Consider the following 26,712-nt stretch of genomic DNA (forward strand, 5'->3'; position numbering starts at 1 on the left):
GCTGGGAATAGAGAAGGCCGGGAGTTACGCATGTTGAGGAAATTATCGATCGTTGCATTCGCCGCCGCGCTTGCCGCGGCCCCTTTGCCGGTGCTGGCGCAGAGCAAGAAGGACAGCGTCGTCATGGCGATGGCGCTGGAGCCACCCGGCCTCGATCCCACCAACGCCGCCGCTGCCGCGATCGCCGAAGTCACGCTCTACAACATCTACGAGACGCTGACCAAGATCAACGAGGACGGCACCGTCGCGCCGTTGCTGGCGGAGAGCTGGACCGCCTCGCCCGACCTGAAGACCTATACGTTCAAGCTGCGCAAGGGCGTCAAATTCCACAACGGCGAGGCGTTCGATTCCGCGGCGGTCAAGTTCTCGTTCGAGCGCAACGCTGTCGCCACCAGCACCAACAAGGACAAGAGCCTGTTCCAGGCCTTCGAGAAGGTCGATGCGCCCGACGCCGATACGGTCGTGATCTCGGTGAAATATTCCGAGCCGAACTTGCCGTTCCTGCTGGGGCAGGCGAGCGGCTCGATCGTCGAGCCGAAGAGCGCACCCACCAACGGCACGCAGCCGGTCGGCACCGGGCCTTATCAGCTCGGGGCCTGGGCCAAGGGCTCTTCGATCACACTGAACAAATGGGGCGATTATCGCAACGCCGCCGCGATCAAGCTGTCGAAGGTGACGATCCGCTTCATTTCCGATCCGGCGGCGCAGACCGCGGCGCTGCTCTCCGGCGACGTCGATGCGTTCCCACGCGTGTCGGCCCAGCGCACTATCGCCCAGTTCAAGGCCGATCCACGCTTCAACGTCATGGTCGGCGGCTCCCGCGCCAAGACCATCGTCGGCATCAACGAGCGCAAGAAGCCGCTCGACGACGTCCGCGTGCGCCGTGCCATCCTCGCCGCGATCGACCGCAAGGCGATGATCGACGGCGCGGTTGACGGTTTCGGCACGCCGATCGGCAGCTTCTACGTGCCGGGCGCGCTCGGCTTCGTCGACACCACCGGCATCAATCCCTACGACCCCGAGAAGGCGAAGAAGCTGCTGGCGGAAGCCGGCATCACCACGCCGCTCGAGCTGTCGCTGAAACTTCCGCCGCCGTCCTATGCGCGGCAGGGCGGCGAGATCCTGGCGGCTCAGCTCGCCAAGGTCGGTATCATCGCCAAGATCGAGAACGTCGAATGGGCGCAATGGCTGTCGCAGGTGTTCGCCGGCAACGGTCCGCACAATTTCGATCTCACCATCGTCAGCCATGTCGAGCCGATCGACCTCGTCAAGATCACCGAGCCGGACTACTACCTCGGCTACAACAACGCGGCGTTCAACGCGCTTTACAAGCAGATCGTGTCGACGCCGGAAGAAGGCGCCCGCGCAAAGCTTCTCGGCGATGCGCAGCGCATGCTGGCAACCGACGCAGTCTCCGGCTATTTGTACCAGCCGCAGCTGATCACCATCACCAACAAGAAGCTGAAGGGCGTCTGGAGGCACGTGCCCCAGTACGAGAACGATTTCTCGACATGGGCGTGGGAGTAGGTCGGGCAGCTCGATTGCGTGATTTCGGTGACGATCTCTCCCAACGGAAGAGATCGTCACGACCCGGTCCAAACAAAAACCGGAAAAACAACCCCATGCACAGTAGCCGGGGATAATCATTTCAATGGTTTGCGCGTAGCGTGATTCACCGGTTTGCGCGCTGCGCGTTCCGCGATGCCATTGACCCGTCGGGCAAAACACCGGCATGATGGCATCGTCGAAGGAGGCCGCGCCCTCTTGGTTGGATTACGCCGCCTCTGATGCTCCCCGGCTTTGAACGATCGGAACCCTCATGCGTTAGCTCAGCGCAGGATGGCCGCATGCCGTGCGATCCGGCGCTAGGGTATGCGGAGTTCGGTTCTTGCTCAAACTGTACAGGTGGCCATCCGACGAGTGGCAGAACATTGGCGCGGAAATGCCGTCCGAGATCATCTGGGCTGATCTTTTGGATGCGACCGCGCAGGAAAAGCAATTCGTCGAGCGATTGCTGAAGATACGCATTCCGTCCGCGGAGTCGCTCAGCGAGATCGAGGCGTCGAGCCGCCTGATCTTCGATCACGGCACGCTTTATCTCGGCTCGCCCGCGGTCCGGCTCAACGAGGACAACGAGGCCGAGATTACGCCGGTGGGTTTTATCATTGGCCCGCATGTGCTGGTGACGGTGCGCTTTGCGGAGCTGCCCATCTTCGACCAGGTCAGCCAGCGCGTCGGCTCCGATGACACCCTCGAGAACGGCATGTGCGTGTTCACCAGCCTGCTCGAGGCCATGATCGACCGCGGCGCCGATGCTCTGGAGCATCTCGCCGTGAGAGTCGATACGCTGTCGCGGAGCGTCTTCAGGGGCGGACTGGTTCGCACCAAGCGGCCGATCCGGTCCAGCCGCAGGATGCGCGAGGCGCTGGAAAACATCGGTGAACTGGCCGACCGTCTCGCCAAGACGCGCGACGTCCTGCTAGGCGTCGGGCGAATTGCGTCGTTTGCCGGCGACGTCGGAAGCGAATGGATCACGGAGGCATCGAAGAAGCGGCTTCACGCCGTATCGAAGGACGTCGTTTCGCTCGGCGACTACGAGACGCGGCTGACCGACAAAATCCAGCTTCTGCTCGATGCCGTGCTCGGCTTCATCAACATCCAGCAGAACGAGCTGTTCAAGATCCTGACGATCGTCTCGGTCGTCGGTGTGCCGCCCACGATCCTGGTCGGCATCTGGGGCATGAACTTCAAGCACATGCCGGAGCTGGACTGGACGTTCGGCTATCCGTTGGCGTGGCTCGCCATCATTGCAAGCGGCGTGCTGCCGCTGATCTGGTTCAAGCGGCGCGGCTGGTTCGAGTAGAGCGGCGGCGCAGCGTCCGAAAACGATGCGCCGCTTTTCGGGATCAGGCGACTTCGGCAGCGATTTTGCCGATCCAGTCGTGGGCGAGCGTCACGTCGGCTTGCGACAATTGATGGCCCGCCGGCAGGATCTTGTGTGTCACGCCCGCGCCAGCTTGCAACAGCAACTCGGCGAGCCGTGCCGAATTGCTCGCCGGCACGATCGGGTCGCCTTGCCCGGACAACAGCAGGACCGGCTTGCCCGCAAGCTCGGCCTTCGGCGGCGCGGACAGCGGCACCATCGCGCGCAGCAGGATCGCTCCTGCCAGCACATCCGGCTCCAGCAGCAACAGCGCGGCGGCGATGTTGGCACCGTTGGAGAAGCCGACCGCGACAGGCGCGGCGAGGCCGTAGCGCTGCCGTGCATCCGCGACGAAGTCGCTGAGTTCGAGGGCGCGGCGGCGAACGTCCTCCTCGTCGAATACACCTTCGCCGAGGCGGCGGAAGAAGCGCGGCATGCCGTGCTCCAGCACGCGTCCGCGCGGCGAGAGCAGGGCGGAGCCGGGCGAGATCATTTTGCCAAGCCCGAGCAGATCGTTCTCGTCGCCGCCGGTGCCGTGCAGCAGCAGGAGAGGAGGCGAGCCCGCGCTGGTCGCGGGCTCGAAGCGATGGATGAATGAATTCTCGGTCACGACACCCTCTCTTCCAAATTCGGCAGGACACCCTCGATCTGCTCGCGCTGCGCTTCGAGGAAGCTCGGCAGCTTCAGGTCATGTCCGAGCGTCGCGACGGGCTCGTCGACGGCGAAACCGGGGATATCGGTCGCGATCTCGAACAGCACGCCGCCGGGTTCGCGGAAGTAGATCGAGCGGAAGTAGTTGCGGTCCCTCTGCTCGGTCGGATGCAGGCCGTGATTGCTCACGAGCTTTTGCGCCATCTTGCCCTGCTCGGCGTCGTCGACAGCGCGGAAGGCGATGTGGTGCACGGAGCCGCCACCCTGATGCCCACGCAAAAATCCCTTGGCCTCGTAGATGTCGACGACGCTGCCTTCGACAGCACCTGGCGCCTTGAAGCGGATCACGGAGCCTTCGCGGCCGGTCTCCTTGAAGTCGAACACGTCGGTGAGGACGGCGGCCGTCTTCGCCGCGCTGTCGAGCAGCAATGTCACGCCGTGGAAGCCGCGGATCGCGTGCTCGGCCGGCACGTCGCCGTTGCTCCAGCCGGGCTCGTTCTCGGCACCGGGAACGCCGACAAGCGCGAGTGCCATGCCGTCAGGGTCGGTGAACGGCAGCACGGACTCGCCAAAGCGCTTCTCCAGCGCCTCGTAAGCAACGCCCTTCTCGGTGAAGCGCTGCGTCCAATAGCCGAGCGAGCGTTGCGGCACCCGGAAGGCGGTCTGGTGCGTTTCGCCGACGCCGCGGCGCCCGGCCGGCACGCCGGCCCACGGGAAGAAGGTCAGGATGGTGCCGGGGCGGCCGGTCTCGTCACCATAATAGAAGTGGTAGGTGCCGGGATCGTCGAAATTGACCGTCTTCTTGACGAAGCGCAGGCCCAGATCCCTGGTGTAAAACCCGAAATTCCTGATGGGATCGCCGGCAATTGCGGTGACGTGGTGCAGTCCAGACATTGTCGTCCTCCAAAACTCGGGGAGCGGTCTTGCTCTGGCTGTCAATATCGTGCCGCTTTGGATTGGAGACAATCCATGCAAATATGACGTCTATGTCTACAATTTGGAAACAATCCCGGGGGCCTGCCCTTGGATAAGGTGGTCAGCCTCCGGGCCTTCGTGAAAGTTGTCGAAAGCGGCAGCTTTGCCGAGGCCGGCCGCCAGTTGCGGCTGTCGCGCTCGGCGATCAGCAAATACATCGCCGACCTCGAGGAGAGCCTCGGCGTCCAGCTCCTGAATCGGACCACGCGGCATGCGAGCCCGACCGAGAACGGCCAGCGCTATTTCGAGCGCGCGGTCGTGATCCTCTCGGAAATCGAGGCCGCCGATCAGGCGGTGACGCAAGCCCAGTCGGCGCCGCGCGGCATGTTGCGCGTCAACGCGCCGATGTCGTTCGGCACGATGCGGCTCGGGCCGGTGCTTGCCGATTTCATGGCGCGGTATCCGGAGCTGCAGCTCCAACTGGTCCTCAGCGACGACCTGCTCGATCCCGTCCAGGACGGCTTCGACGTGACGTTGCGGATCGCGGAATTGGAGTCCTCGAGCCTGATCGCGCGAAAAATCATGCCAGTGGCGCGCATGATCTGCGCTTCGCCCGATTATCTCGCACGTCACGGCACGCCAAAACATCCGCAGGATCTGCGCGAGCATGCGTCGCTGACCTACGGCTTCCTGCTCACCGGCAATCAGTGGAAGCTGACCGGCGCCGATGGCGATCACTGGATCCAGCCGGCCTGGTCGCTCTGCGTCAATAATGCCGAAGTGCTGCGCGATGTCGCGATCAAGGGCAGGGGGCTCGCACTGCTCCCCGAATTCATCGCCGCCGATGCGTTGCGAAAAGGCCAGCTGCGGACGGTGCTGGACGACTATTCAGCGCCGCCGCTCGCGCTCTATGCGGTGTATCCGCCGACCCGGCACCTGTCGGTGAAGGTGCGGTTGTTCATCGACTTTCTGGTCGAACGTTTTGGGCGAGAGGACGACGAAGCAGGCGAGCGCAAACCCGCCGCGGCCAGTTGACCGGACGCTGTTAGGCCGGCCGGAGCAATTCGTCCAGCGCGCTCATCGAGGCCTGCCGAAGCGCGACCAGCTCGCTGGCGGCACTCTGGCATTCGAACGGTGACATCGTGGCTGCTGCCAGCTCGATCTCGCGGCAGCGCTCGAACAGGCGGACGAGGCCGAGCGCGCTCGCGGCGCTGCCGAGTTGATGCGCGCAACGCGCGAACTGCGTGTGTTCGCCAATCTCGGCGGCCTTGGCGATGTCGCCGATCAGTTGCTCGCTCGTTTGATGCAGAAGCCGGCGGAGCTTTTCGATTTGCGTCGCGCCCAGCAGCTCTTTCTGCTCGTCGAGGAAATGCCGGTCGATCAACGCGCCCGCGGCAAGTCGCACTGCTGCCGGCTCGTCCTGCGGTTCGTCCTCGATCGCCTCGCGCAGCGCGTTGATCAGGATAGGCTTGCTGACGATCTTGGCGATGCCTGCCCCTGCAAGCCGTTCGCGGGCGCGGCGCGACACGTCGGCCGTCACGGCGATGATGCGCGGCATTCTCGGCAGACCAAGCCTGCCGATCCGTGACGCCGCCTCCACGCCGTCCATGTCGGGCATGTGCAGATCCATCAGGATGATGTCGAACGCCTGGTCGCGGGCGAGTGCGATAGCCGACGCGCCGTTCGTGGCGATCGTGGGGTGATGGCCGAGCCTCTTCAGCATGGCTTCGCCGACCTCGCAATTGACGGGATCGTCGTCGACCAGCAGCACGCGAAGCTGCCGCGATGATGGCTGAACCGCGCCTTGTGCGATGCCGCTCGCGGCAATACCGAGCGGCACTTCAAGCATGAATGAGCTGCCTGCACCCGGCGTGCTCGCCACCGTCAACTCGCCGCGCATCAGGCGGGTAAGGCGGCGTGCGATTGCGAGCCCCAGGCCGGTGCCGCCGAACCGCCGCGCGATGCTGTCGTCGGCCTGGACGAAATCCTCGAAAATCCGCTCGTGCATGTCGGGCGCGATGCCGATGCCGGTATCGCGAACGGTGATGCGCAGCAGGGCACGATCGTCATGATGCTCGGCGGCGGCGTTCAGGCCGATGCCGCCGCGCGGGGTGAACTTGATCGCGTTTCCGATCAAATTGAGCAGGATGCGATTGAGTCGCACGGGATCGCCGTGCACCGAGGTATTGACTGTCGCATCGCAGGCGAGGTCGAAGGTCAGTCCCTTGCCGAAGGCCTGCGGCCGCATCAGATCGACGGCCGTTTCGATGAGCTGGTCGAGCCGGAAATCACGCGTTTCCAGAGTTTCGGCGCTGGCCTCCAGGCGTGCATATTCCAGGATGGCATCGACCAGCGCGATCAGCGTTTCCCCCGACGCAGCCGCGGTCGTGAGGCCGCGCCGCTGCGCTTCACCGAGGCTGCCGTCGTCGAGCAGTTGCAGCACGCCCATGACGCCGTTCAACGGCGTGCGCAGCTCGTGGCTGACGACCGCGAGAAAGCGCGATTTTGTCTCGTTGGCCGCCACCGCCGCGCTGCGCGCGCGCTCGGCGGCGTCGTGCTCGGCAAGCGCCTGGTCTCGGGTCTTCTCCAGCTCCGAGGTGCGCTCGATCACCTTGCGTTCGAGTGTCGCATAGGATTCGCGCAAGTGAGCGGCCATCCGGTTGAACTGATCGCCGAGCGCCTCCAGCTCGTCGCCGGTTCTTGATCGCGAGCCGCAGGCCGAGGTCGCCGCTCTCGATCCGCCGCGCGCCCTGCGTCAGGATCTGGATCGGCACGGTCATGCGCCGGCTGAGAAACAAAGAGACGAGCACCGCACAGGCCAGCAGAATGACCAGAAGAAATGTCGAACGTCCGATCGATGCATAGATCGGCTCGTAGGCTTCGCTGAGCGGGAGCTCGACGAACACCAGCCAGCCCAGTGAAGGGACCGTCGCATAGGTCGACAGCACGCGTTGACCGGACAGATCCTCCTTGACCAGGCCGCCCGAGGGCGGCCCCACGCCATCGAGTGCGGCGCGGACGTCCGCATGGCTGGAGAGGTCGCTGCGACGCAGTGCCGGCCACAAATCGGGATGTGCGATCAACACCCCCATCCGATCGACCACGTAGGCCTTGCCGGTGTTGCCCACCCTGATTCCGGCGACGAGGTCCCAGATGAAGCGAAGATTGACCTCGGCGACAATCACATTCGGCGCGAGGCCCGTTCCGCGTGTGGCAAGCGTCATGAACGGCTCGGTGTCACCGAGGAAGTAGACCGGTCCGTAATAGGCGCGGCTTTCGTTGGCGCCGCGAAAGGCGGGCAAGGTGGAGAGATCGGCCTTGCTGCCGATCCTGTCCGCGACACGGCGCGACACGCGCACCTGCTCGCGGCCCTGCGCGTCGAGCTCGGCGATTTCCGCGATCGCGGGCGAGAGACGCAGGAGGCGGATGGCGTTCAGACGATCGTCCTCGTTCGTGGACAGCTCGGGGGGCAGGCGGGAGAGCCATCTGATCTGGCTTTCGATCTGGCCGATGAACTGGCCGATCTGAATGGCCGCGGACGCTGCCTGCTCGCGCTGGGTCGCCGCCAGAAGCTGCTTCTGCTCGCGATATGAGAACCAGACGTCCAAGCCGGTGTTGATGGCAAGCGCGGCGAAGGCGAGGGCGGCGATCGAGTAGAGGTATTTTCGGAACAGCCGGCCGGGAGGTGTCCGCAAATGTCCGTGGTCGATCGTCTCGTTCACTCGCGGATCTCGTCGGCGCGTGCGAGCAGCGTGAATGGGATCGTCAAATCCAGCGCGCGGGCGACCGTGCGGTTGATCAGGAGCTCGTATTTCCGCGGCGATTGCACCGGAAGATCGCCGGCCTTGGTGCCGCGCAGGATGAGATCGACATAGTCGGCTGAGCGCACTTCAAGCGTCGGCCCATAGCTCATCAGCCCGCCCGCATCCATGAAATAATGGAACGGGTAAATCGTGGGCACGCGGTATTTCGCGGTTGCCGCGACGATCGCCTGCCGGTTGACCACCAGGAAGCTGTCGACGAGCGCGATCATCGCCGCCCTTGGCGGTTCGGAAAAGCGGCTGATCGCCCCGTCAATGTCCGCTGCCGTGCTGACGGGCGCGAGCACCACCGCCACTCCGGACGCCGCGGCTTCTTGCTCGAGGGAGTCGAGGTAGAATCGTCCGGCGCCGGGCGTGGTCGCCGGATTGAACAGGACACCAACGCGCGCGATATCCGGCACGGCCTCCCGGACGAGCTGAAGCCATTTGCCGCCCATCTCGGCGGTGCTGCTGGTGAAGCCTGTGACGTTGCCGCCGGGATGTGCGAGGCTTTGGACGAAGCCATTGCCGACAGGGTCATTCGAGGTCGCGAAGACGATCGGGATGGTTTTGGTGACTGCGAGGACGGCCCCGGTTTCGACTGTCGAGCCGGTCAGGATCACGTCCGGCTTAAGCTCGAGCAACTCCTGGACCGCGGTCTTCAGTCTATCCGGTGCGCCGAAAGTCGAACGGAGCTCGAAGCGGAAATTGACGCCTTCGACCCAACCTCGCTGCCTCAAGCCCACGATGAGGCCACCCAGGCGAGAGGTCGGGCTGTCGATCATGCTTCTTCTGGTCAATTCGTCGTCGAGCCGCAATGCGGTCAGCGATGCGACCACCCGCATGCGATCAGATGTTGCGCCGAGCGCCAGCCATCCCGCAGCGGTTGTGCCCGCAAGGCGAATGAACCCGCGGCGATCGACCGCGAGAGCGGAAGGCCGTTCGGTCATGAAAGTCTTTGCATGATGGTTTGCCCCAAGCCGATGCTTAGCGCGAACGGCCGGCATCCACAATTGATGAAAAAATGCGTTTGTGACTGTTCATTCGCAGCGTTTGGCAGCCCGATACCGTATTCCTACGCCGCCAAAGAGTCGCTGTTTCGAACCCTGTCTACTCCGTGACACCTTGTAACGCATTGCGGCGCTGCAACATTTTCCGTCTCGGTTGCGATGACGGTTCGGGGAAGCCAATTCGTAGCTGCCGATTTTTGAATCGTTGTTTCAAGTTTTTTCGAAGGTTTCCTATGCGCAAAATCTATCTCGTTCCGGCCCTCGTTGGCCTGCTCATCTCTGTTGCAACCGGGCCCTTGGCGGCCCAGGGCGCTGTGCCGAAGCAGAAAGCTGCGCCGGCACCGAGGGCCGCTGCCGGTACGCCGGTCGCTGCCGGCGCGACGTCGGCCGCCGCCGCCGAGACGCCAGCCCCAGACGACAAGATCAAGGCGATCGACGGCTTCCGCTCCGCCAAGTTCGGCATGAACGAGGCCGACGTGCGCGCGGCGATGACGAAGGACTTCAATGCCAAGTCCGACGCGATCAAGGTTCAGGACAACGCGTCCGAATTGACGCGCAGCGTCCTGCTCTCCGTTCCGGAATTGCTGCCGAACGGCGGCACCGCCGAGCTGTCTTACGTGTTCGGCTACAAGTCCAAGTCGCTGATCCAGATCGGCGCGGTCTGGTCGAAGGGCACCGACGCGGCGATCACGGCGGAGAAGCTGTTCTCCAACGCCAACATCCTGCGCGCCCATTTCCTCAGCGAGGGCTTCAAGCCCGACTCCATCGCGGTCAACATGCCCGTCAGCGGCGGCATCGTGATGTTCCGCGGCAGCGACGCCAAGGATCGTTCGGTCATCCTGCTTCTCCAGGGCACGTTCGAGAACAAGGAGAACAACCAGCGTGTGCTGACGCCGACCAGCCTGCTGCTGTTCTACGTCGCCGATGCCAAGAGCCCTGACATCTTCAAGCTGCCGCCCGGCCAGTTCTGATGCCGGAACGTTTCCACGACATTCTCCCACACGGTTGTGGATCGGCGCCAATGCCGATGAAGAGGATCTGAAATGCGCCGACCATCTGCAAAGCGAGACAATGACGAGCTGACGCTGCGCCGACTTGCGCGTTTCCGTTCGATGTCACTGCTCTGCGCGATGCAGATGGTCTTCCTGCCGGTGTTCAGCGTCCGCCTTCAGGCGCAGCCGGCGAACGTGATCACGCCGGACGGCCGCACCGGGACCAGCCTTCAGACCTCCGGCAGCGTAACCAACGTCACGACGTCGACGGTGTCCGGCAACAGCGCCTTCAACTCGTTCTCGCAGTTCAGCGTCGGCCAGGGCAACACCGTCAATTTGCAGCTGCCGACCGGGACGCAGAATCTCGTCAATATCGTTCGCGACGCTCCGGTCTACGTCAACGGCACACTGAACTCCTACATGAACGGTGCGATCGGCGGTAACGTCTATTTCGCCGATCCCAAGGGTTTCGTGGTCGGCCGCAGCGGCACGGTCAATGTCGGCAGCCTCAGCGTCTCGACGCCGACGCGCGAGTTCACCGACAGCCTGATCGGCGCGGGGGGCCAGATCAACGGCTCGGCGGTCGGCAATCTGATGGCGGGGTCGTTCCCGGTCTCGCCTGACGGCAATATCCGTATTTACGGCCGGATCAACGCCCAGGACGGTGTCCGCCTGACAGGGCAGAACATCTTCGTCGGCGGGGGCGCGAGCCAGCGCGACATCGCCAATCTCGATCACGCCGCCAAATTTTCGGCCTCGGTCAATTCGAAGGGGCTGCGCAGCGCCGCGGCGATTACCGTGCGCAATGGCTCGATTCACATCGGCGCCGTCAACAACGCCACCGTGAACGGACGGTTGACGGCACGCAGCAAGAGCACGACGCCGAGCAGCATCACCGTTGTGGCCGGCAACAAGGCCGAGCTCGGCAAGAATGCGCGGTTGAGCACGGCGAGCAAGACTGCGGATGCCGGCGGCGTTCTCGTCAAGGCCGGCAACGACGTGACCGTCAAGAGCGGCGCCAAGATCAATGCCAGCTCGAAAGCGGGCAACGCGGGTCTGGTCGAGCTGAGCGGAAACGGCGTCATCGACGTGGGCCGCGGTGTTACCATCAACCTCGCCGCGCCCAACGGCCGGGCCGGCACGCTGCTGATCGACCCGACCGATGTGGTGATCGGCGACATGAGCCAGGGCGACGTTGGCGTAACCCTCGGGAACACGTCCGTCGCCAACGCCATCGCGGCGCTGAGCGCCAGCGGCACCTATCTGGTTCAGGCCGACCATTCGGTCACGCTGGCCGCGCATGCGGTGATCGATGCCCGCAACCTCGACGCCGCCAAGACTCATTCCGTCGGCAACGCCATCAATGTCGAGATCGACGCGCCGACCATCAGCATCGTCAACGGAGCGAAGATTCTCGCCCAGGCGATCAATATTAGTGGAACGACCTACACCAGCGGCAGCGTCACGCTGACGGCGACGGCGAACGACACCAAGTTGTCGGGCCAAGCCACCGCGACCACTGGAATCACGATCGATGGCCAGATCACTGGCGGCGACATCTCGATCGGCGCGACCTCGACGGCGACATCGAGCTTCACGAGCTCGGTCCCTGGCCTCTTCACGCTGGTCGGCACCACGCTTGCGGCCTCGCTGCTCGGCCTCAACGGCGGCTATGTGGCGGCGAGCGCCACGGCGGTGGTCAACATCAATGGCAACGCCAACATCAACGGCGCCGGCAACGTCGACATCACGTCGCACGGCTCGGAAACGGCGCAGGATCCGGCGCTGGCGAGCACCTTGCTCGGCGGCTCGCCGATCGGCGCCGCCGCTGTCGTCGGCAAGCTCGACGGCAACGTCACCACCAACGTGGCCTCCGGCGCCACGATCAGCGCGGGCGGCAACCTCAACATCCACGCCATCAATGACGCCACGCTGAACGTGACTGCGGTCGCGGCGACGTCCAGCGCGCAATTCGTCGCGACCGTTGCCTATTCCACCGGCTCGGTCTCGACCTCGGCCAATGTCGCGACCGGTGCGAACCTTTCCGTCGGCAACGTGATTGCATCAGGCAACTCGCTGACGGTACGTGCGATCAACAACAACTCGTTCTCGACCAGTGCCACGGCGGTCGCGCTAAGCACGCCGAACGCGAGCGGCGGCATCGGCGGGGCGCTCGCCATCAGCGACGTCACCACGTCTGCCACCGCAAAGCTCGGCTCGTCACTGGGCACCAGCGCGTCGTCCCGGATGAACGGCTCCGTGATGGTCGAGGCGACGTCGAACACCACGAGCAACTCGACCATGGCCTCGACCATCGTCGGTACGCCGGCCGTGATCGGCGCGATCCAGGATTTCATGGTCTCCACGGCCAGCCCGGGCTCGATCATCGCTCAGCATATGATCCCGCTGATGCCGGTGAATTTCGATCTGAAGGCCGCCGCCGCGCTGTCGCTGGCCAACAGCACCGAAAACGCCACCGCGTCGATCGGGCAGAATCCGAGCGGCGGCGCGCCAAGCCTCTATGTCAGCGGCAATGTCGCTGTCGTCAGCACTCTCATCGACCGCGGCGTGCGCAGCAACGCCACGGCTTCTGCGATCGCCTCGGACCCCACGAGCGGCGAGGGAGTCGCGATCAGCGCCGCGGTCGCATGGGGCAATTTCAACCACAATTCGAACGCCTATATCGGCGGCGGCACCGTGATCAATGCGGCCAACATCGCCGTCGACGCCAGCACCTGGATGCCGATCACCAATACCTGGCTGAAGTGGGACGGATTGACCGAGGTTCTCAGTCACCTCAACGGCAATCTCGGCGTCGGCGGCAACATCCTGACCAGCTATGCCAACGCCACGGCCGACGCGGGCGATACCGCCGCCGTCGCCGGCTCGATGAACCATTTCGTCGTGAACAACGACACCACGGCGTGGGTGGCCAGCAGCGCCAGCCTGACCGCGACATGCACGGCGGCTTGCGGCAGCAGCTGGTCCGCGACGGTGAACAACGGCGACGTCCACACCTACGACGCCAGCATCCAGATCGCGGCGACGACGACGACGGCGTCGATCGACGCCGCCGGCAATGTCGGTACACTCGGCTTCCTGCCCGGCAACACGTCCGGCGGCTCCTCGGTGGGCGGCTCGCTCAATTTCGTCCAGTTCAACACCAGTACGATCGCCGGCGTTTCGGACGGTGCGTCGCTGCGGGCGGCGGACGACATCGCCGTCAACGCGATCACCTCGGATCAGTTCATCGCCGTCGCGCCGTCGTCCGGAAAGGCCGCCGGCGCGCTGGCGCTGAACGGCATCACCTCGCTCGGCTTCCTCAACAACACGACGCACGCCTCGATCTCAAGCCAGGCCAGCGTCTTTTCTCCGACGCTCAACATCCTGGCGCAACAGGATCTGTCGGTCGTGACGATCGCCGGCGCGGTCAATGTCGGCGGCGGTTCGGCGGTTGGATTGTCCGTTGCCTATCTGGGCGCGAATATGGATACGTCCGCCTATATCGGGGACAACCATTCCGACATCCGGCCCGGGCCGTTCAGCACGGACGATCCGTTTGCCGGCAACAGCGGCGGAAGCGGCTCGGTCAACGTCGACAACCTCACGATCAGCGCCACCACCTCAGGCCGGATCACGTCAGCGGCCGTCGCGGCTTCGATTACCGAGCCGTCATTGTCCAGCTTCGCCGACAAGGCGGGCGCCGCCGGTGCCGCCGCGACCGGAGGTCCGGCCGGGATTGCGCTGGCTGCGAACAAGATCAGCTCGGGCTCGGGATCGAGCACGAACGGCTTCACCATGGACCTCGCGGGCAGCTCGTCCGTGAGCGACGTCTCGCTCGGAACCAGTGCTTATATAAGGAATACGTCGGTCAACAAATTCACCACGGCGACCGCGGTGAACACGAATACGATCGTGCAGGCGCTCAACGACACGATCCTCAGCAACGGCTCCGGCTCCGCCGCGGCCAACATGTCCGGGTCGTCGTCTCAGGGAGCCGCGATCGGCGCCGCCATCGCGGCTGCGATGTCCAACAATGCCACGCTCGCCTATATCTACGGCACCACGATGCAGAACCAGATGTCTGTGACGGTGCAGGCGCTCAATGGCGGGTCGGAAACCGTCGTCGCCATCGGCGTAGCGGGCGGAACGTCAGCCAATGCGGCCGCGCTGTCGGGGTCGGTCGGCATCATGACGGACAGCGCCAACGCCTATATCGAGAGCTCGACCATCACGGGCTACGCGACGGGGACCAATCGCGCGATCGAGGTCGATGCCTACCAGACCACGAACATCGCAATCGGCGGCGGCTCGCTCTACGTGTCCGGCGGCAAGGCCGGTGTCGGCATCGGGCTGACTTACGCGTCGATTGCCGATCCCGCGGGCGGCAATGCCACCGACGCGCATATCCGCAGCACGTCGATCTCGAACTATGACAGCCTGCTGGTGCTGGCCGACAGCGCCAGCGTCATTGCCGCCGGTGCGGCCACGGGCGGGGCAGGGGGCAACGGGCTTGCCGGTGCGATCGTGGTGGACGAGATTACGCCCACGACGACGGCCTATATCAGCAGCAGCTCGACGGTGAACATCAACGTCGGGCGCGTGACGGTGCTGGCGGACAGCGGCGCTGTGTCGGATCTCGATACGGCGCTCGGAAATCTCGTCAAGAAGTCGAACAACAATCATCTCGCATCGGACACGTGCACGGCTGCCGCCGGCAATGGCACGCAGAACTGCATCGATTTCAGCGCGGCGGCGCTCAACGGTGGCACGGGTAACGGTCCGGGCGCCAGCATCGTCTCCGTTGCGGGCACCATCCAGGCCGGCAAGAACAATGTCGGCGCCTCGATGGTGTACGATACCATCGCGACGACGCATTCGGCCTATATCGCCAACGTCCGGATGTCGACCCTCGGCAGTGTCAGTGTGAGTGCGCTCGACACCACGAAGATTCAGTCGGTCACGATCGGATTCGGCCTGGCGACCAGCCAGTTTGCCGGCGTCGGCGGCATGACGATCAGCTCGATCGCCAATACCGTTACGGCGGCTATCGGCAACAACCAGTCCGACCCGACGCAATCGACCGTGACGGCCTCCAACATCTCCGTCAGCGCGAGCGACAATTCCAGCATCACCGGAGCCGCCGCTATCGCTGGCGCCTCGACGCAAGGCAGCGCCGCAGGCCTGGCGCTTGTCTACAGCAGCATCGCCAACAATGTCAGCGCCGGCGTCACCGGCTCCAAGCTGACCGCCTCCGGCAGCGTCGCCGTCAGCGCGAACTCGAACGCCAGTATCTCGACCATCGCCGTTGGTATCGCGATGTCCTCGCAGGTCGGCCTGGCCGGTTCGGTCGCCACCAATCTGATGGGGACCAACGTCACCGCCAACATCACCGCTGCCGGCACCAACGGTATCAACGGCGCCGACGTGATCGCCGCCAACAACGTCGGCGTGATCGCCGGCAACAACGACAAGGCGGCGGTGTTCGCGGGCGCCGTGTCGATCAGCAAGGGCGCGGGCGGCGCCGCCGGTTCGCTGGTGACCAACAAGATCACCGGGGCCACCGCGGCCTATATCAGCGGGGCGAACACCAAGGTCGATGCGCGCGGAACCAGCGCGACCGATACGCTGTCGGTCAACAACGGCACGCTCGTCCATGCCTTCGATCTCGGCACCGCCCAGGCGCCGAGCGACAGCACGCCCGACCTCTCTGAAAACCAGGACGCTTTGCGCGGCCTCGCCGTCGTGGCAAGCTCGCACCAGGCGGTCGTGGCCAACGTTGCGTCGCTCGCCGCGAGCAGCGGCATCGCCATCATGATCAACCCGATCACCAATGTGATGAGCGGGGCGACCAGGGCCTATATCGACAGCGCAGCCATCGACACGCGCCTGACCTCCTCGACATTGGCGCCGCAGATCGAGGTGGCCGCGTCGAGCTTCTCCTATTCCGGCACGCTCGGCGTCGGCATCATTCCGCCCACCGGCAACGGCGGCGGCGGCGCCACGATCATCAGCACGACGATGTCGCGCGACACGCGCGCCTACATCACCAATGCCACCGTCGGCGGCGTCCAGTCGCCGAGCCCGACGGTCGGCGCCGTCACCGTGAAGGCCAACGCCGAGCAGGACGCGTCCTCGATCGCGATCGGGTTCAACACCGGCTCGGTCGGGCTGAACGTGTTCCAGGCCACGACGGAAGCCTATGTCGACGGCGGCGCGCTGACGGCCGCGTCACTGACGGTGAACGCCAACAACAACACCAGCATCTTTTCCGCGAACGGCTCCGGCGCCTATGGCAGCCAGGCCGCGATCGGCGCGGCGTTTCTGGTCCAGGTCTCGGCGAACCGGACCGAGGCCTATGTCGGCGACGAATTCCACTACCAGGGCAACGGCGCGGCGCATACGACCGCGGTCAATCTGACCGGCGCGCTCGACGTCGAGGCCAAAACGAAGAACCGCTTCGAGGCCTATGCAGTCGGCGGCGCGCTTTCGACAGGGACGGCGGCGATCGCCGGCATGGCGAACGTCGAGATCGCAAACAACACCACCATCGCCGGCGTCTACGACACCACGCTGCAATCGCCCACGGGAGGCGCGGCCGGCGCGGTCACTATCAACGCGAACGAGGACGTGGCGATCAAGGAGATCGCGGGTGCACTCGCGATCGGGGCCAGCGGAGGCGGCGTCGGCGTTGGTGCCGCGGCGAACGTCATTGTCTTCAAGAGCCAGACCATTGCGGAAAGCCGCAACAGCAATTTGAATTCGTCCGGCGCGATCAATGTCGGGGCGCTCAGCACCAAGGAAGTGCTGTCCTACGCGGTCACCGCCGGCATCGGCGGAAGCGTCGGCATCGGTGCGACCGTCGGCGTCATCATCATCGGCACCAATACCGCCGATCCGGATACGCAGGGCGAGCAGACCGGCCAGCTCAATCAGGGCGGCAACGGCACCATCGCGTCGGTGAACGCCGGCACCAATTCTTCGCATGGCAGCAACGCGGTCGCGAGCGGCACCGCCGGGAATCCGAACAATGCCAACGTGACCTCGACCTACGACGTCAGCAGCGTGCTGACCGGCGGCAATGACGGCGTCACGGCGCAGATCGCGGGCGGCAACGTCACGGGCACGCAGGTCAATGTCGCCGCCACCAGCGCCAACGCGGCCAAGATGTATCTGCTCGGCGCCGGCTTTGCGAAGAACGTCGGTATCGGCGCCGGCATCGGCTACACCAGCGTCAGCAGCAGCGTGCTCGCCAATCTGAGCGCGGTCGTATCCGCGCCTTCCGTGGCTGTTGCTGCGGTGGTCAAGGACGCCAGCACCGGACCTTATGCCGGCAAGACCATCGACACCGAGGCGATCGCCGGCGGTGCCGCGCTTTACTTCGGCGCGGACGCAGCCGTGGCGGTCGGCAACGTTGCCAACACCGTGACCGCGCAGCTCGGCGGCCAAATCACCGGCACGGGCGGCGACGGCGTCGCCGTCATGGCGCTGGACTCGTCGACCCAGGTCGTCTTCACGGGCGGCGTCACCGGCGGTGCCGTGGCGGTCGGCGCTTCGATCGCCACCGCGGGACGATCGAGCTCGGTCGCGGCGAAGGTTCTTGACGACGCCGTCGTCAATACCTCGACCCTGGCGGTTGGCGCGTCCGGCGCCGGCCAATTGACCACGACCTCGACGGCGCTTGGCGGCGGTATCGTCGCCGGCGTCGGTGCGGACGCCGAGGCTCACGAGAATTCGACGGTGCTTGCGGAGATCGGTTCGGGCTCCTCGATCACGACCTCCGCGGCCGGCGTCGGTACGCTCGTGACGGCGTCGATCACGCCCAATCTGTCGAGCACCGCGATCGGCGTCTCGGTCGGCGGCGGCGCGGTCGGCGTCGCCGTCGCCAAGTCCACGGTCGGAGCCACGGTCACGGCCGATGTCGGCGACAATGCCGTCTTCTCGGGCGGTGCGCTCGCCGTGACCGCCATGGCGCTGGTGCCGACCAGTGGCACGACGACCTATGCCTGGGCGCTCGCAGGTGGCGGCGGCTCGCTGATCGGCGCGCAGGGCAGCTTGGCCATGGCTTCCGAGAACGCGACGGTCAGCGCGTACGGCGGAACGGGGATTACGCTTCCCAACGGCGACGTGGTCATTGCGGCCGAAAATGACAGCAGCCAATACGCCCAGGCGACCGGCCTTTCGACCGGCTTCCTGGCGCTGGGTGCGACCGTCGCCCAGACGTCGTCGAGCGCGCACACTTACGCCTATCTGGGCGCGCCCGTGGATATGGACGCGGCTCATCTGAATCACACCGACTACACCGGCATCCTCCAGATCACGGCCACCGGCAAGGATACCAACGTCTCCAACGCGACGGTCGGCGCGGGCGGCACTTACGCCGGTGCCGCTGCGGTCGCAACCACGAGTTCGACCGCCGTCACCGATGCGCGGTTCGACGGTGGCACGACGGATGACACGGTCTATTTCGGCGGCCTCAGCATCAACGCCAAGCACACCACGAATTATGCCGCCAGCGGTGACGCCTATCAGGCGTCCACGGCCGGTGTCGCCGCCGGCAAGGCGCAGAACGACGTCAACTCGACCACCACTGCCGAGATCGGAAACCACCTGATCATCAATTCGGCCGGCGGCAACATGGTCGTCATCTCCAACGACATCGTCAACCAGGCCGGTGGCGGCGCGCGTTCGGGCTCCGGCGGCACGTTCTCGGGCGCTGCCGCACTCAGCGACTCCCATGTCACCCAGACCGTCACCACCAACATCGGCTCCGGCACGGTCCTGAGCCTCAACGGCGATCCGCGGACCTCGGCGGCGGTGATCAACATCGAGGCCTACAACACGCTGAACACCAACGACACTGCCAGCCTGGCCACGGCCAGCTTCTTCGCCGGGCGGCGGCGCCGAATCCAACATGACGGCAAACGCCACGCTCGCGGTCAACATCAACGCCCGCGAACTCTTCAGCGTCGGCAAGATCTATATTGGTTCGGCGGCGAAGATGGCGGCGGCCAACAATGCCAATGCCAGCCTCTACGGCGCGATCGCCGGCGTCGGCGCCAGCACCAACACCTGGGTGCACGCCAACCAGGCCGTCAATGTCGGCAACAACGCCAAGGTCGAGGCCTGGGGCCAGATCAACATTTTTGCCGGCATGTCGGGCGATACCATCATCTTCAGCAGCGTGCAGGCAACCGCAACGACGGTTGTCTACAACAACACCGCGATTCCGATTTCGACGCTCTACCGCGGCACGGCCAATGCAGATGACACCACAAGCCTGACGCTCGCCAACACCTCGAGCGTGCTCGGCGTACAGAACATTTCCCTGGGAGCGACCCAGGGTCAGGTCACGGCCTCCGGCAACGGCAGCAACTACAATCCGTATCTGGACATCTTCAGCGCCAAGAACAGCGATAACCACAGCCACACCAGCGGAACCGGCGATGTCGCGCTCAATGGCCTGGTGGTGGCGGGCATCAACAACGATATCACCATTACGATCGACATAGGTGCGAGCGCGCCGACCGCGAGCACGACGAGTCCTTACTCGTCACTGCTGTCCGGCGGTTCGTCGACACCTACCCTCGAATATGTCGCCGACGTCGACCACTTCAACCCGATGATGAGCTGGAACCACCAGGTGGTCCAGTACACCATTGTCGGCGGCTTCAATCCCTACCAGAGCGTCGTCAACCAGCTCGTCACGCTGACCGGCCTGACCGAGACGCAAATTCGCTCACAGCTGGCGGCGGCGACGCCCGCGGCGCCCGCCACGATGTCGCCGTCAGGCACCGATCCGACCGGCGACTTCCAGCGCCAGATCAACGCGTTGATCCAGCAGGCGCCGTACACCTCCGACTCCACCGGCAATGCCTTCGCATTCGGCGATATGCTGGTGTCCGCCGGCAACGTCTCGATCCTGGCGCAGAAGCTGACTGGAAACAGCGGCACGAATCCGACTGCGCCGGCGGTGATCGCGCGCAGTTCGCCGATGATCAAGATCGAGAACAGGGGTCTCGACTTCATGGACCTGGCCAACCTCACGGTCACCAATGTAACCGGAGGAAACATCACCTACCGCCAGATCGACCATGTCGACCCGGATTCGCACTCCAACGTGACCTTCACCGCCACGCCGAGCGCGACGCCGATCATCGACATCTCGGCCACCTACAACCGACTGGATCCCTCCAGCGGGCTCGGCGTCGACCAGAACGGCAACCAGCTGACCCGCACGCCCGACATCTATTTCGACGGTGCCGTCAACAACGAGAACGGCCTGCTCAAGATCACCAACAATCTTGGCAGCATCGTCGCGTCGCAGTCACTCAATGCCGCGACCGTCCAGATGGTGGCGCCCAACGGCTCGTTCGTCTTCCTCGGCGGCATTGGCAGCTTTTACACCTCCAACCACGATGTTCTCTCGCAATGGGCCGGCGTCGAATTCAAGCCGGCTGACGACGACACGCTGACGGCGGTGATGGCGGCGGCGACCTATCTCGGCGCCTATGGCGATTACGCGACCGCTCCGCATATCGCAGGGGGAGCCGGTCACCCGTATTTCTACTACTGCTGCGTCGACGGCAACAACGGCGTTCAGCAAACGGCCGCCAACAGCACGATCTTCACTGCGCGCATGCTGGAACTGTATTACGACGGCCTGTCGCTCTATTCGGCGATCTTCCTGCCGATGGGATCGGGGGCGCCGGGTAGCGGCAACCCCAACGCCGGCAGCGTTGGGAGCACCACCGTGCTCGGGCAGATGGAAGGGCCGACGCGCCAGACCATCACCACCGCGCCGTGGGAGCGGGATACCTATACCGGCCAGGGCGTCTACAGCAACTCGACCTACGACTACACCACGACCTCGACAGATTCCCAGGGCAACACACCACCACCACCAACCACACGTCTACGTTCTACTCGCCATTCAATTGCGCGGGGTGCTCTGCCTATTTCCAGGTCGTCAATATCCAGCCCGACGTGATCACGCCGAGGACCGCGCAATCCAACTCGTCCTCGAACTGGAGCTCGACCGCGCCCACGGGGTACCAAACGCCCGATAACGCGCCCTTCATCTTCGGCAAGGCGATCATCATCTCGGCGGGGGTCATCAACATCAACGGCACGATCCAGAGCGGCACGAGCAGCGATTACTCGGTCGACATCGGCGGGACCACGTTGACCGCCATCAACGACCTCAAGAGCCGCAATGCGGGAGCGGACTTTGCCCAGGCCCAGGTCAACGCGCGGAACGGCAGCTATTACGACATCACGGCCTCCGCGACGACGGAGGCCGCAGGCGACATCAAGATCGGGGTCAAGTACAACGCGCTCACCGACCAGATCCTCGTGAACGGCGTGGTGCAGGGCTCGGGCGGCTACGTCTATCTGAACGGCAAAATCATCTCGACGTCGACCCAGGATGGTGTCTCCCAGGGCACTATCGCGGTCAAAGGTGGCGCCGGCTCGATCACGGTCAACAACACAACCGGCCTGCAGCTCGTCACCAACACCATCAATACCGGCGTCAGCGCACCGAGCGTGATCGAGATCGTCGATCAGCTCAAGCAGCAGACGACGTGGTACGTCTACAATCCTTCCGCTGCGGGCGGCCAGCAGGTATCGACGTATCAAACGAGCGGCGTCAATGCGAGCCAGTACACCGACACGATGCTGACCAGCCTCAGTGGCACGGCAGGCATCCAGTACGCGACCAAGGCAAACATGTTCTACCAGTGGGTCGATACGGCTACGCTGGATCGTCCGACGGACTCAACGCAGTTCGACTACGGCTGGCACTATACGCCCAACGCGGCCACCGGGCAGAACTGGACCCGCACCATCAGCCTGGTTTCGGACGTGCAGCAGGCCCAGGGCGGCGGCGGCAGCACTGGCCCACAGACCTCGAACTTCCAGGAAGTCGTCACCGCGACCGGTTCCTATCACACCGGCGGCGGCAACACCCATCCCGAGAAGTGCTGCGGCGCGGACGGTCAGTACAATTGGTACCAGGAGATCTACGATCACCTGACACTGACGCTGACCAATACGGTCAAGGCGTCGAACCCGATCAACATCTCGTTCAGCGGCGGCGGCAACAGCACGGTTCTGGTCACTTCGAACTCCGGCATCGTCGTCAACGGTCCGATCAACAACCTCTCGGGCACGACGACGGTCAACGCCACCGGGGCCAATTCGGCCATCACTAGCAGCACGAATGCGAACAACCCGATGATATCGGGCCGGAGCGTAATTCTCTCGGCGGATGGCGGCATCGGCACGATCGGCGCGAACGGTGTTCCCGTCCAGGTGCAGGTCTATGGCGGCAGCCTGACGGCGAGTTCGATTGACCACGACATCGCGATCGCGGCCATCGGCTCGCTTTCGATCAATCAGGTGAAGGTAAATTCGGCGGGCAGCACGCCGCAGGGCAGTGTCTTTATCTCGGCGACCGGGGACATCAACTCGGCCTCGCCCTACGACGTCGCCAACCCCGTCGTGATCGGCAAGAACGTCGAGATCAACTCCACCGCCGGCGCGATCGGCGCGACGAGCAGCGTCGTCAATGGCGCGAGCACGCTTACCAATATCAATCCGCTGGTGATCCAGGCGACGGGCACGACGCAGGCCGGCGGCAGCATCGACGGCGGGGTTCTCGACAGCGCCTCGGCCACCGGCGCCTACATCGTGCAGTCCAAGGGCGATTTGCGCCTCGGCACGGTCCAGTCGAGCGGCGGCCCGGTGTTCCTGGAGGCCGCCGGCTCGGACGGCAACCAGGCGAGCATCCTGAACGGAAGGACCGCGGTTGGTCTCACCCAGGCGCAGAGCCAGCATCTGCAGGATGTCTGGGCCAGCCTCGACCTGCTCAGCGGCAACGCCGCCACCAACGCCGTCAACAGCTACCAGTCGATGGTGACGTCGGCCTACAACGACTACTTCCAGCTCAAGAACATCGCGTTCACGAACGGCAGCACCTACAACCCGACTTCGGTGGGGCTGACGGTGCTGCGGGCGCAAGTGGCCGCCAAGCTCGGCATCGACCCCGCGAACGTCTCGACGACGGACATGAAGGTCGAGGCCACGACGCGGTTCCTGAGGGATCAGTTCCTGCTCGGCAGGATCACGACCGACGAGCTCAAGACCTCGCTGACGACATTGCTCGGCACCGCACCGGCAGATCCGCTGGCGACCGTGTTCGGCAGCTCGTTGTCGTCGACCCTGTTCACGAAGCTGTTCGACGGCGTAACGACAGCCAATCAGCGCCTGCCGAGCAATACGGCGCTGCAAACGGCGCTCACGACCTACAGTGCGAATTACACTTACACGCTCGCATCGACCGAGAGGGTCTACGGCATCATCACCGCGGGCGCGCAGTGGACGCAGAGCCCAGCTCGCCTACACCGTCTCGTCGTCGGCCGTCGGCGCCGCACCGCCGCCGATCGACGAGAACGTCGTGGCCAATGTCAGCGCCAACCAGATCATGCTCTACGCGCCGCACGGTTCGGTCGGCAATTCGGCCGCGCCGCAGGCGTTCACTTTCACGAGCGTCGATTCCTCGTCGCTGACGCCGGAGCAGAGGGGATTGCTCGCGACCGCCGGCCCCGGTCAGCTCACTGTCGGCGCGGTCACCGACCCGACGACCCATGTCGTGACATATACGGTCAGCCTGTCGCAGCAGAACCTCGTCGTTGTCGACAACCCGATCGCGATCTCGGCCAAGGCGCTGACGAATGTCTATCTCGGCAGCAAGAACAGCCTTACACTCGGCGGCATCACTGCGAACTACGGCCCGGTCGCGGCCGCGCAGGCCAACGGCATCGAAGTGACCGGCCGCGGCGACGTCAAGCTCGACGCCGTGACCAGCATCACCGCCGCCGCCGGCGTGACCGGTACGCCCGTGATCTCCGGCGATATCGGCAACCTGACCCTGATCGCCGAGCACGGCAATGTCGGTGCCCCCGGGGCCGCCGGAAGCAATCCCGCAGCCAATGCAAACGCGATCCAGATCGCATTCGCCGATCCGAGCAACGATCAGCTCGACCAGGTCTCGTCGGCGCAGGGCATCTATGTGAAGCAGACCACCGGCGATCTCATCCTCGGCAACATTGCCGCTGGCAATGCAATTCAGCTCGCGGCGACCGGCAGCATCTACGCCGAAGCCGGCTTCTCAGACCGTACCGCAATCCACATTCTGGGCACCGACCTCGATCTGCGTGCCGGCGGCAGCATCAGCTTCAACGGCTCGACCTTCCAGCCCGTGCAGGTGAATATCTCCGGCGCCGTGACCGGCTCGGCGGTCGGCGATCTCAGCATCCTCGCGGTCACCGGCGATCTCGTGGTCGGCACGAGCGGCACCTATGGAACGCTGACGGCTGGCGGAGCACTGACGCTGAACGTTCCGCGCGGCGCGCTCACCATCAATGCGGACATCACCAGCGGCGGCCTGATGCAACTGCTTGCCAACCGCGGCATGACTTTCGCGGCCGGCACCAGCACGGCGCCTGTGACGGCGGCCAGCAGCTCGGACGGAGTGACACTGGTGGCCGCGACACTGTCGATGGGAGCTTACGCCGCCATCAACGCGGCCGGCGTGATCTCCGTGACCACCACCGGCGACGCGACCATCGGCCAGCTGAATTCGTCGCTGTCCTATGCGGCGGCCTCGAACGCGCCTTCGATCATCGTCACCGCCGGCGGCGTCGCCTCGCTGGGGGCGATCATCGACAACGGCGATGGTCAGACCAAGTTCGTCGCACCCGGCTCGGGCGCCGAAGTCGCGCTGAGCGCATCCAACGGCATCGGCAACGCGACAAGCCGGTTCATCCTCAGCGCCGCGCGGCTGTCGGCAAGCACGAGTGCCGGCGGCATCTACCTGAAGGCTCTGACCGACACCGAGGCGAGCCTGCTCTCCGCGGTCAAGGGCAGCGTGGACATCCTCGGCACCGGTGGCCTGACGCTCGACCAGGTGCTGGCGGGCACGGCGGCGGGCGCGAGCGGCTCCTTCAGCGTCGTGGCGAACAACGGCAGCATCGTCATCGGCACCGCCGACAGCAGCGGGTCGCAGACGGTCCACGCCACCCAGAACGTGACGTTCAAGTCGCTCGCGGCAACCGGCTACAGCGGCGACGTCGGCAACATCAATGTCACGGCCGATAATGGCTTCATCCTGGCGCAGACGGTGATCTCGGGCGGCGTGACGACGCAGGGTTCGGTCTCGGCCAACGGCTCGGCAAGACTGCTCGCGGCGGGCGCGAACACCGGTCATAACCTCACGGCTTCGACCGGCAACGCGCTTCTGCAGGGCACCGTTGTCAGGTGGGACAATCTCAATGTCGGCGGCACGCTCGGCATCACTGCGACGGCTGGAGGGATCACGCTCGGCACCGCCACGAGCGGCGGCACGCAGACCCTGCATGCCGTGGACGACATCGTCTTCAGCCAGCTGACCACGACGGGGATCCCGGGCGATGCCGGCGGCATCGACGTCAAGTCCGACACCGGTTCGCTCCGCGGCGGATCGATCTCCGCCAACGGCGATACGCATTTCGATGTGGCCGGAGGGGTCTCGTTCGACCGGATCAGCGGCAATGTGATCAAGCTGATTTCGTCGGGCGACCTGACCATCAATTGGGTCAGCGTGGTCAAGGAGCTCGACCTCGCCGCCGATACCATCAACGTCAAGGGCGAGCAGGTCCGCTCGAACCCGTCGGTTCCGCTGATCATGAACATCACCGGCTACAATGGCGGTACCGCGAAATACGCCAACATCTCGATCGATCCGGACACCATCATCGTCAACCAGTTCAAGGTGGTGGACGCGAACTTCCTGACCGATGCGCACTCCGTGACGATCCTGAACGGCTATGTGCCGGGCCAGCTCATGCTCACCACCGCCACCCAGCAGGTGCTGCTGGACAACCGTTCGCCGGCACCGACGAACGGGCCGTCGCTCCAGCTTTATCAGCCGGGCGGCGTGTTCACGATGAGCCAGGTCGGCAACGCCAATGTCAGCAACGCCTATGTGGTGTTCTACACCGGCGACCTCTCGGCGACCGTCACCAACTACGGCTCGACCCACACCTGCTGCAACGACTTCACCGGCGCGAGCATGGTGCGCAACATCCCGGTTGACGGCGAGGGCAAGGAGAGCATCGAGACCTGGCTCGCGAAGAAGGACGGGGGGACGACCTACCTGCTCGGTCTGTCCGGTCAGGCGCGGCTCGACGCGCTGCTGACGCCGCGGCCGGTCGAGACCGTCGGGTCCGGCCCGGCCGTCAACATCGAAGGACTGAACGACATGCGCAAGCTGCGCCGCCAGGGGCAGCGCGTGGGGCGCGCGGGCTGGAAGGATGCGGCGGTCGAGACGGCGAGGCCGGCGATTGGCCGTCTGGCACAGGCATGGTAACGGGATTTGG

General features: G+C 64.8%; 7 protein-coding genes and 2 pseudogenes. 5 read left to right on the top strand and 4 right to left on the bottom strand.

The window, feature by feature from the left end; translation table 11 throughout:
* Positions 1-30: 30 nt before the first annotated feature.
* Together ACVWW3_RS06395 and ACVWW3_RS06400 are read left to right on the top strand one after the other, a co-directional pair.
* Positions 31-1,527 (top strand): ABC transporter substrate-binding protein, encoded by a 1,497-nt coding sequence (locus tag ACVWW3_RS06395; protein ID WP_456650578.1) that lies wholly within the window; start codon positions 31-33, stop codon positions 1,525-1,527.
* Positions 1,528-1,888: 361 nt separating this feature from the next.
* The gene (locus ACVWW3_RS06400; protein ID WP_456671905.1) at positions 1,889-2,863 is read left to right on the top strand and encodes a magnesium transporter CorA family protein; all 975 of its coding nucleotides are present in this window, start codon (positions 1,889-1,891) and stop codon (positions 2,861-2,863) included.
* A gap of 43 nt (positions 2,864-2,906) precedes the next feature.
* Here ACVWW3_RS06400 and ACVWW3_RS06405 read toward each other — a convergent pair whose 3' ends face one another.
* The gene (locus ACVWW3_RS06405) at positions 2,907-3,533 is read right to left on the bottom strand and encodes an alpha/beta hydrolase (RefSeq protein ID WP_247444925.1); all 627 of its coding nucleotides are present in this window, start codon (positions 3,531-3,533) and stop codon (positions 2,907-2,909) included.
* Entirely contained in the window at positions 3,530-4,468 is a 939-nt protein-coding gene (locus tag ACVWW3_RS06410; protein WP_456650577.1) for a ring-cleaving dioxygenase, read from the bottom strand. The genes ACVWW3_RS06405 and ACVWW3_RS06410 overlap by 4 nt, the downstream gene beginning before the upstream one ends.
* 129 nt (positions 4,469-4,597) lie before the next feature.
* Between ACVWW3_RS06410 and ACVWW3_RS06415 the strand changes: the two genes are divergently transcribed.
* Entirely contained in the window at positions 4,598-5,524 is a 927-nt protein-coding gene (locus tag ACVWW3_RS06415; RefSeq protein WP_354105815.1) for a LysR family transcriptional regulator, read from the top strand.
* Between the two features lie 10 nt (positions 5,525-5,534).
* Here the strand turns inward: ACVWW3_RS06415 and ACVWW3_RS06420 are convergent.
* Together ACVWW3_RS06420 and ACVWW3_RS06425 are read right to left on the bottom strand one after the other, a co-directional pair.
* A pseudogene (locus ACVWW3_RS06420) lies at positions 5,535-8,211 on the bottom strand (ATP-binding protein).
* On the bottom strand, positions 8,208-9,239 hold the full coding sequence (locus ACVWW3_RS06425) for an ABC transporter substrate-binding protein (protein ID WP_247350138.1): 1,032 nt from the start codon (positions 9,237-9,239) through the stop codon (positions 8,208-8,210). Before ACVWW3_RS06425 ends, ACVWW3_RS06420 begins: the two are co-directional and overlap by 4 nt.
* A gap of 293 nt (positions 9,240-9,532) precedes the next feature.
* Between ACVWW3_RS06425 and ACVWW3_RS06430 the strand changes: the two genes are divergently transcribed.
* Together ACVWW3_RS06430 and ACVWW3_RS06435 are read left to right on the top strand one after the other, a co-directional pair.
* Entirely contained in the window at positions 9,533-10,270 is a 738-nt protein-coding gene (locus ACVWW3_RS06430; RefSeq protein ID WP_456650575.1) for a hypothetical protein, read from the top strand.
* A 72-nt stretch (positions 10,271-10,342) separates the two neighbouring features.
* A pseudogene (locus tag ACVWW3_RS06435) lies at positions 10,343-26,702 on the top strand (leukotoxin LktA family filamentous adhesin).
* Positions 26,703-26,712: the final 10 nt, after the last annotated feature.

The organism is Bradyrhizobium sp. LM2.9 (genome assembly GCF_054056555.1).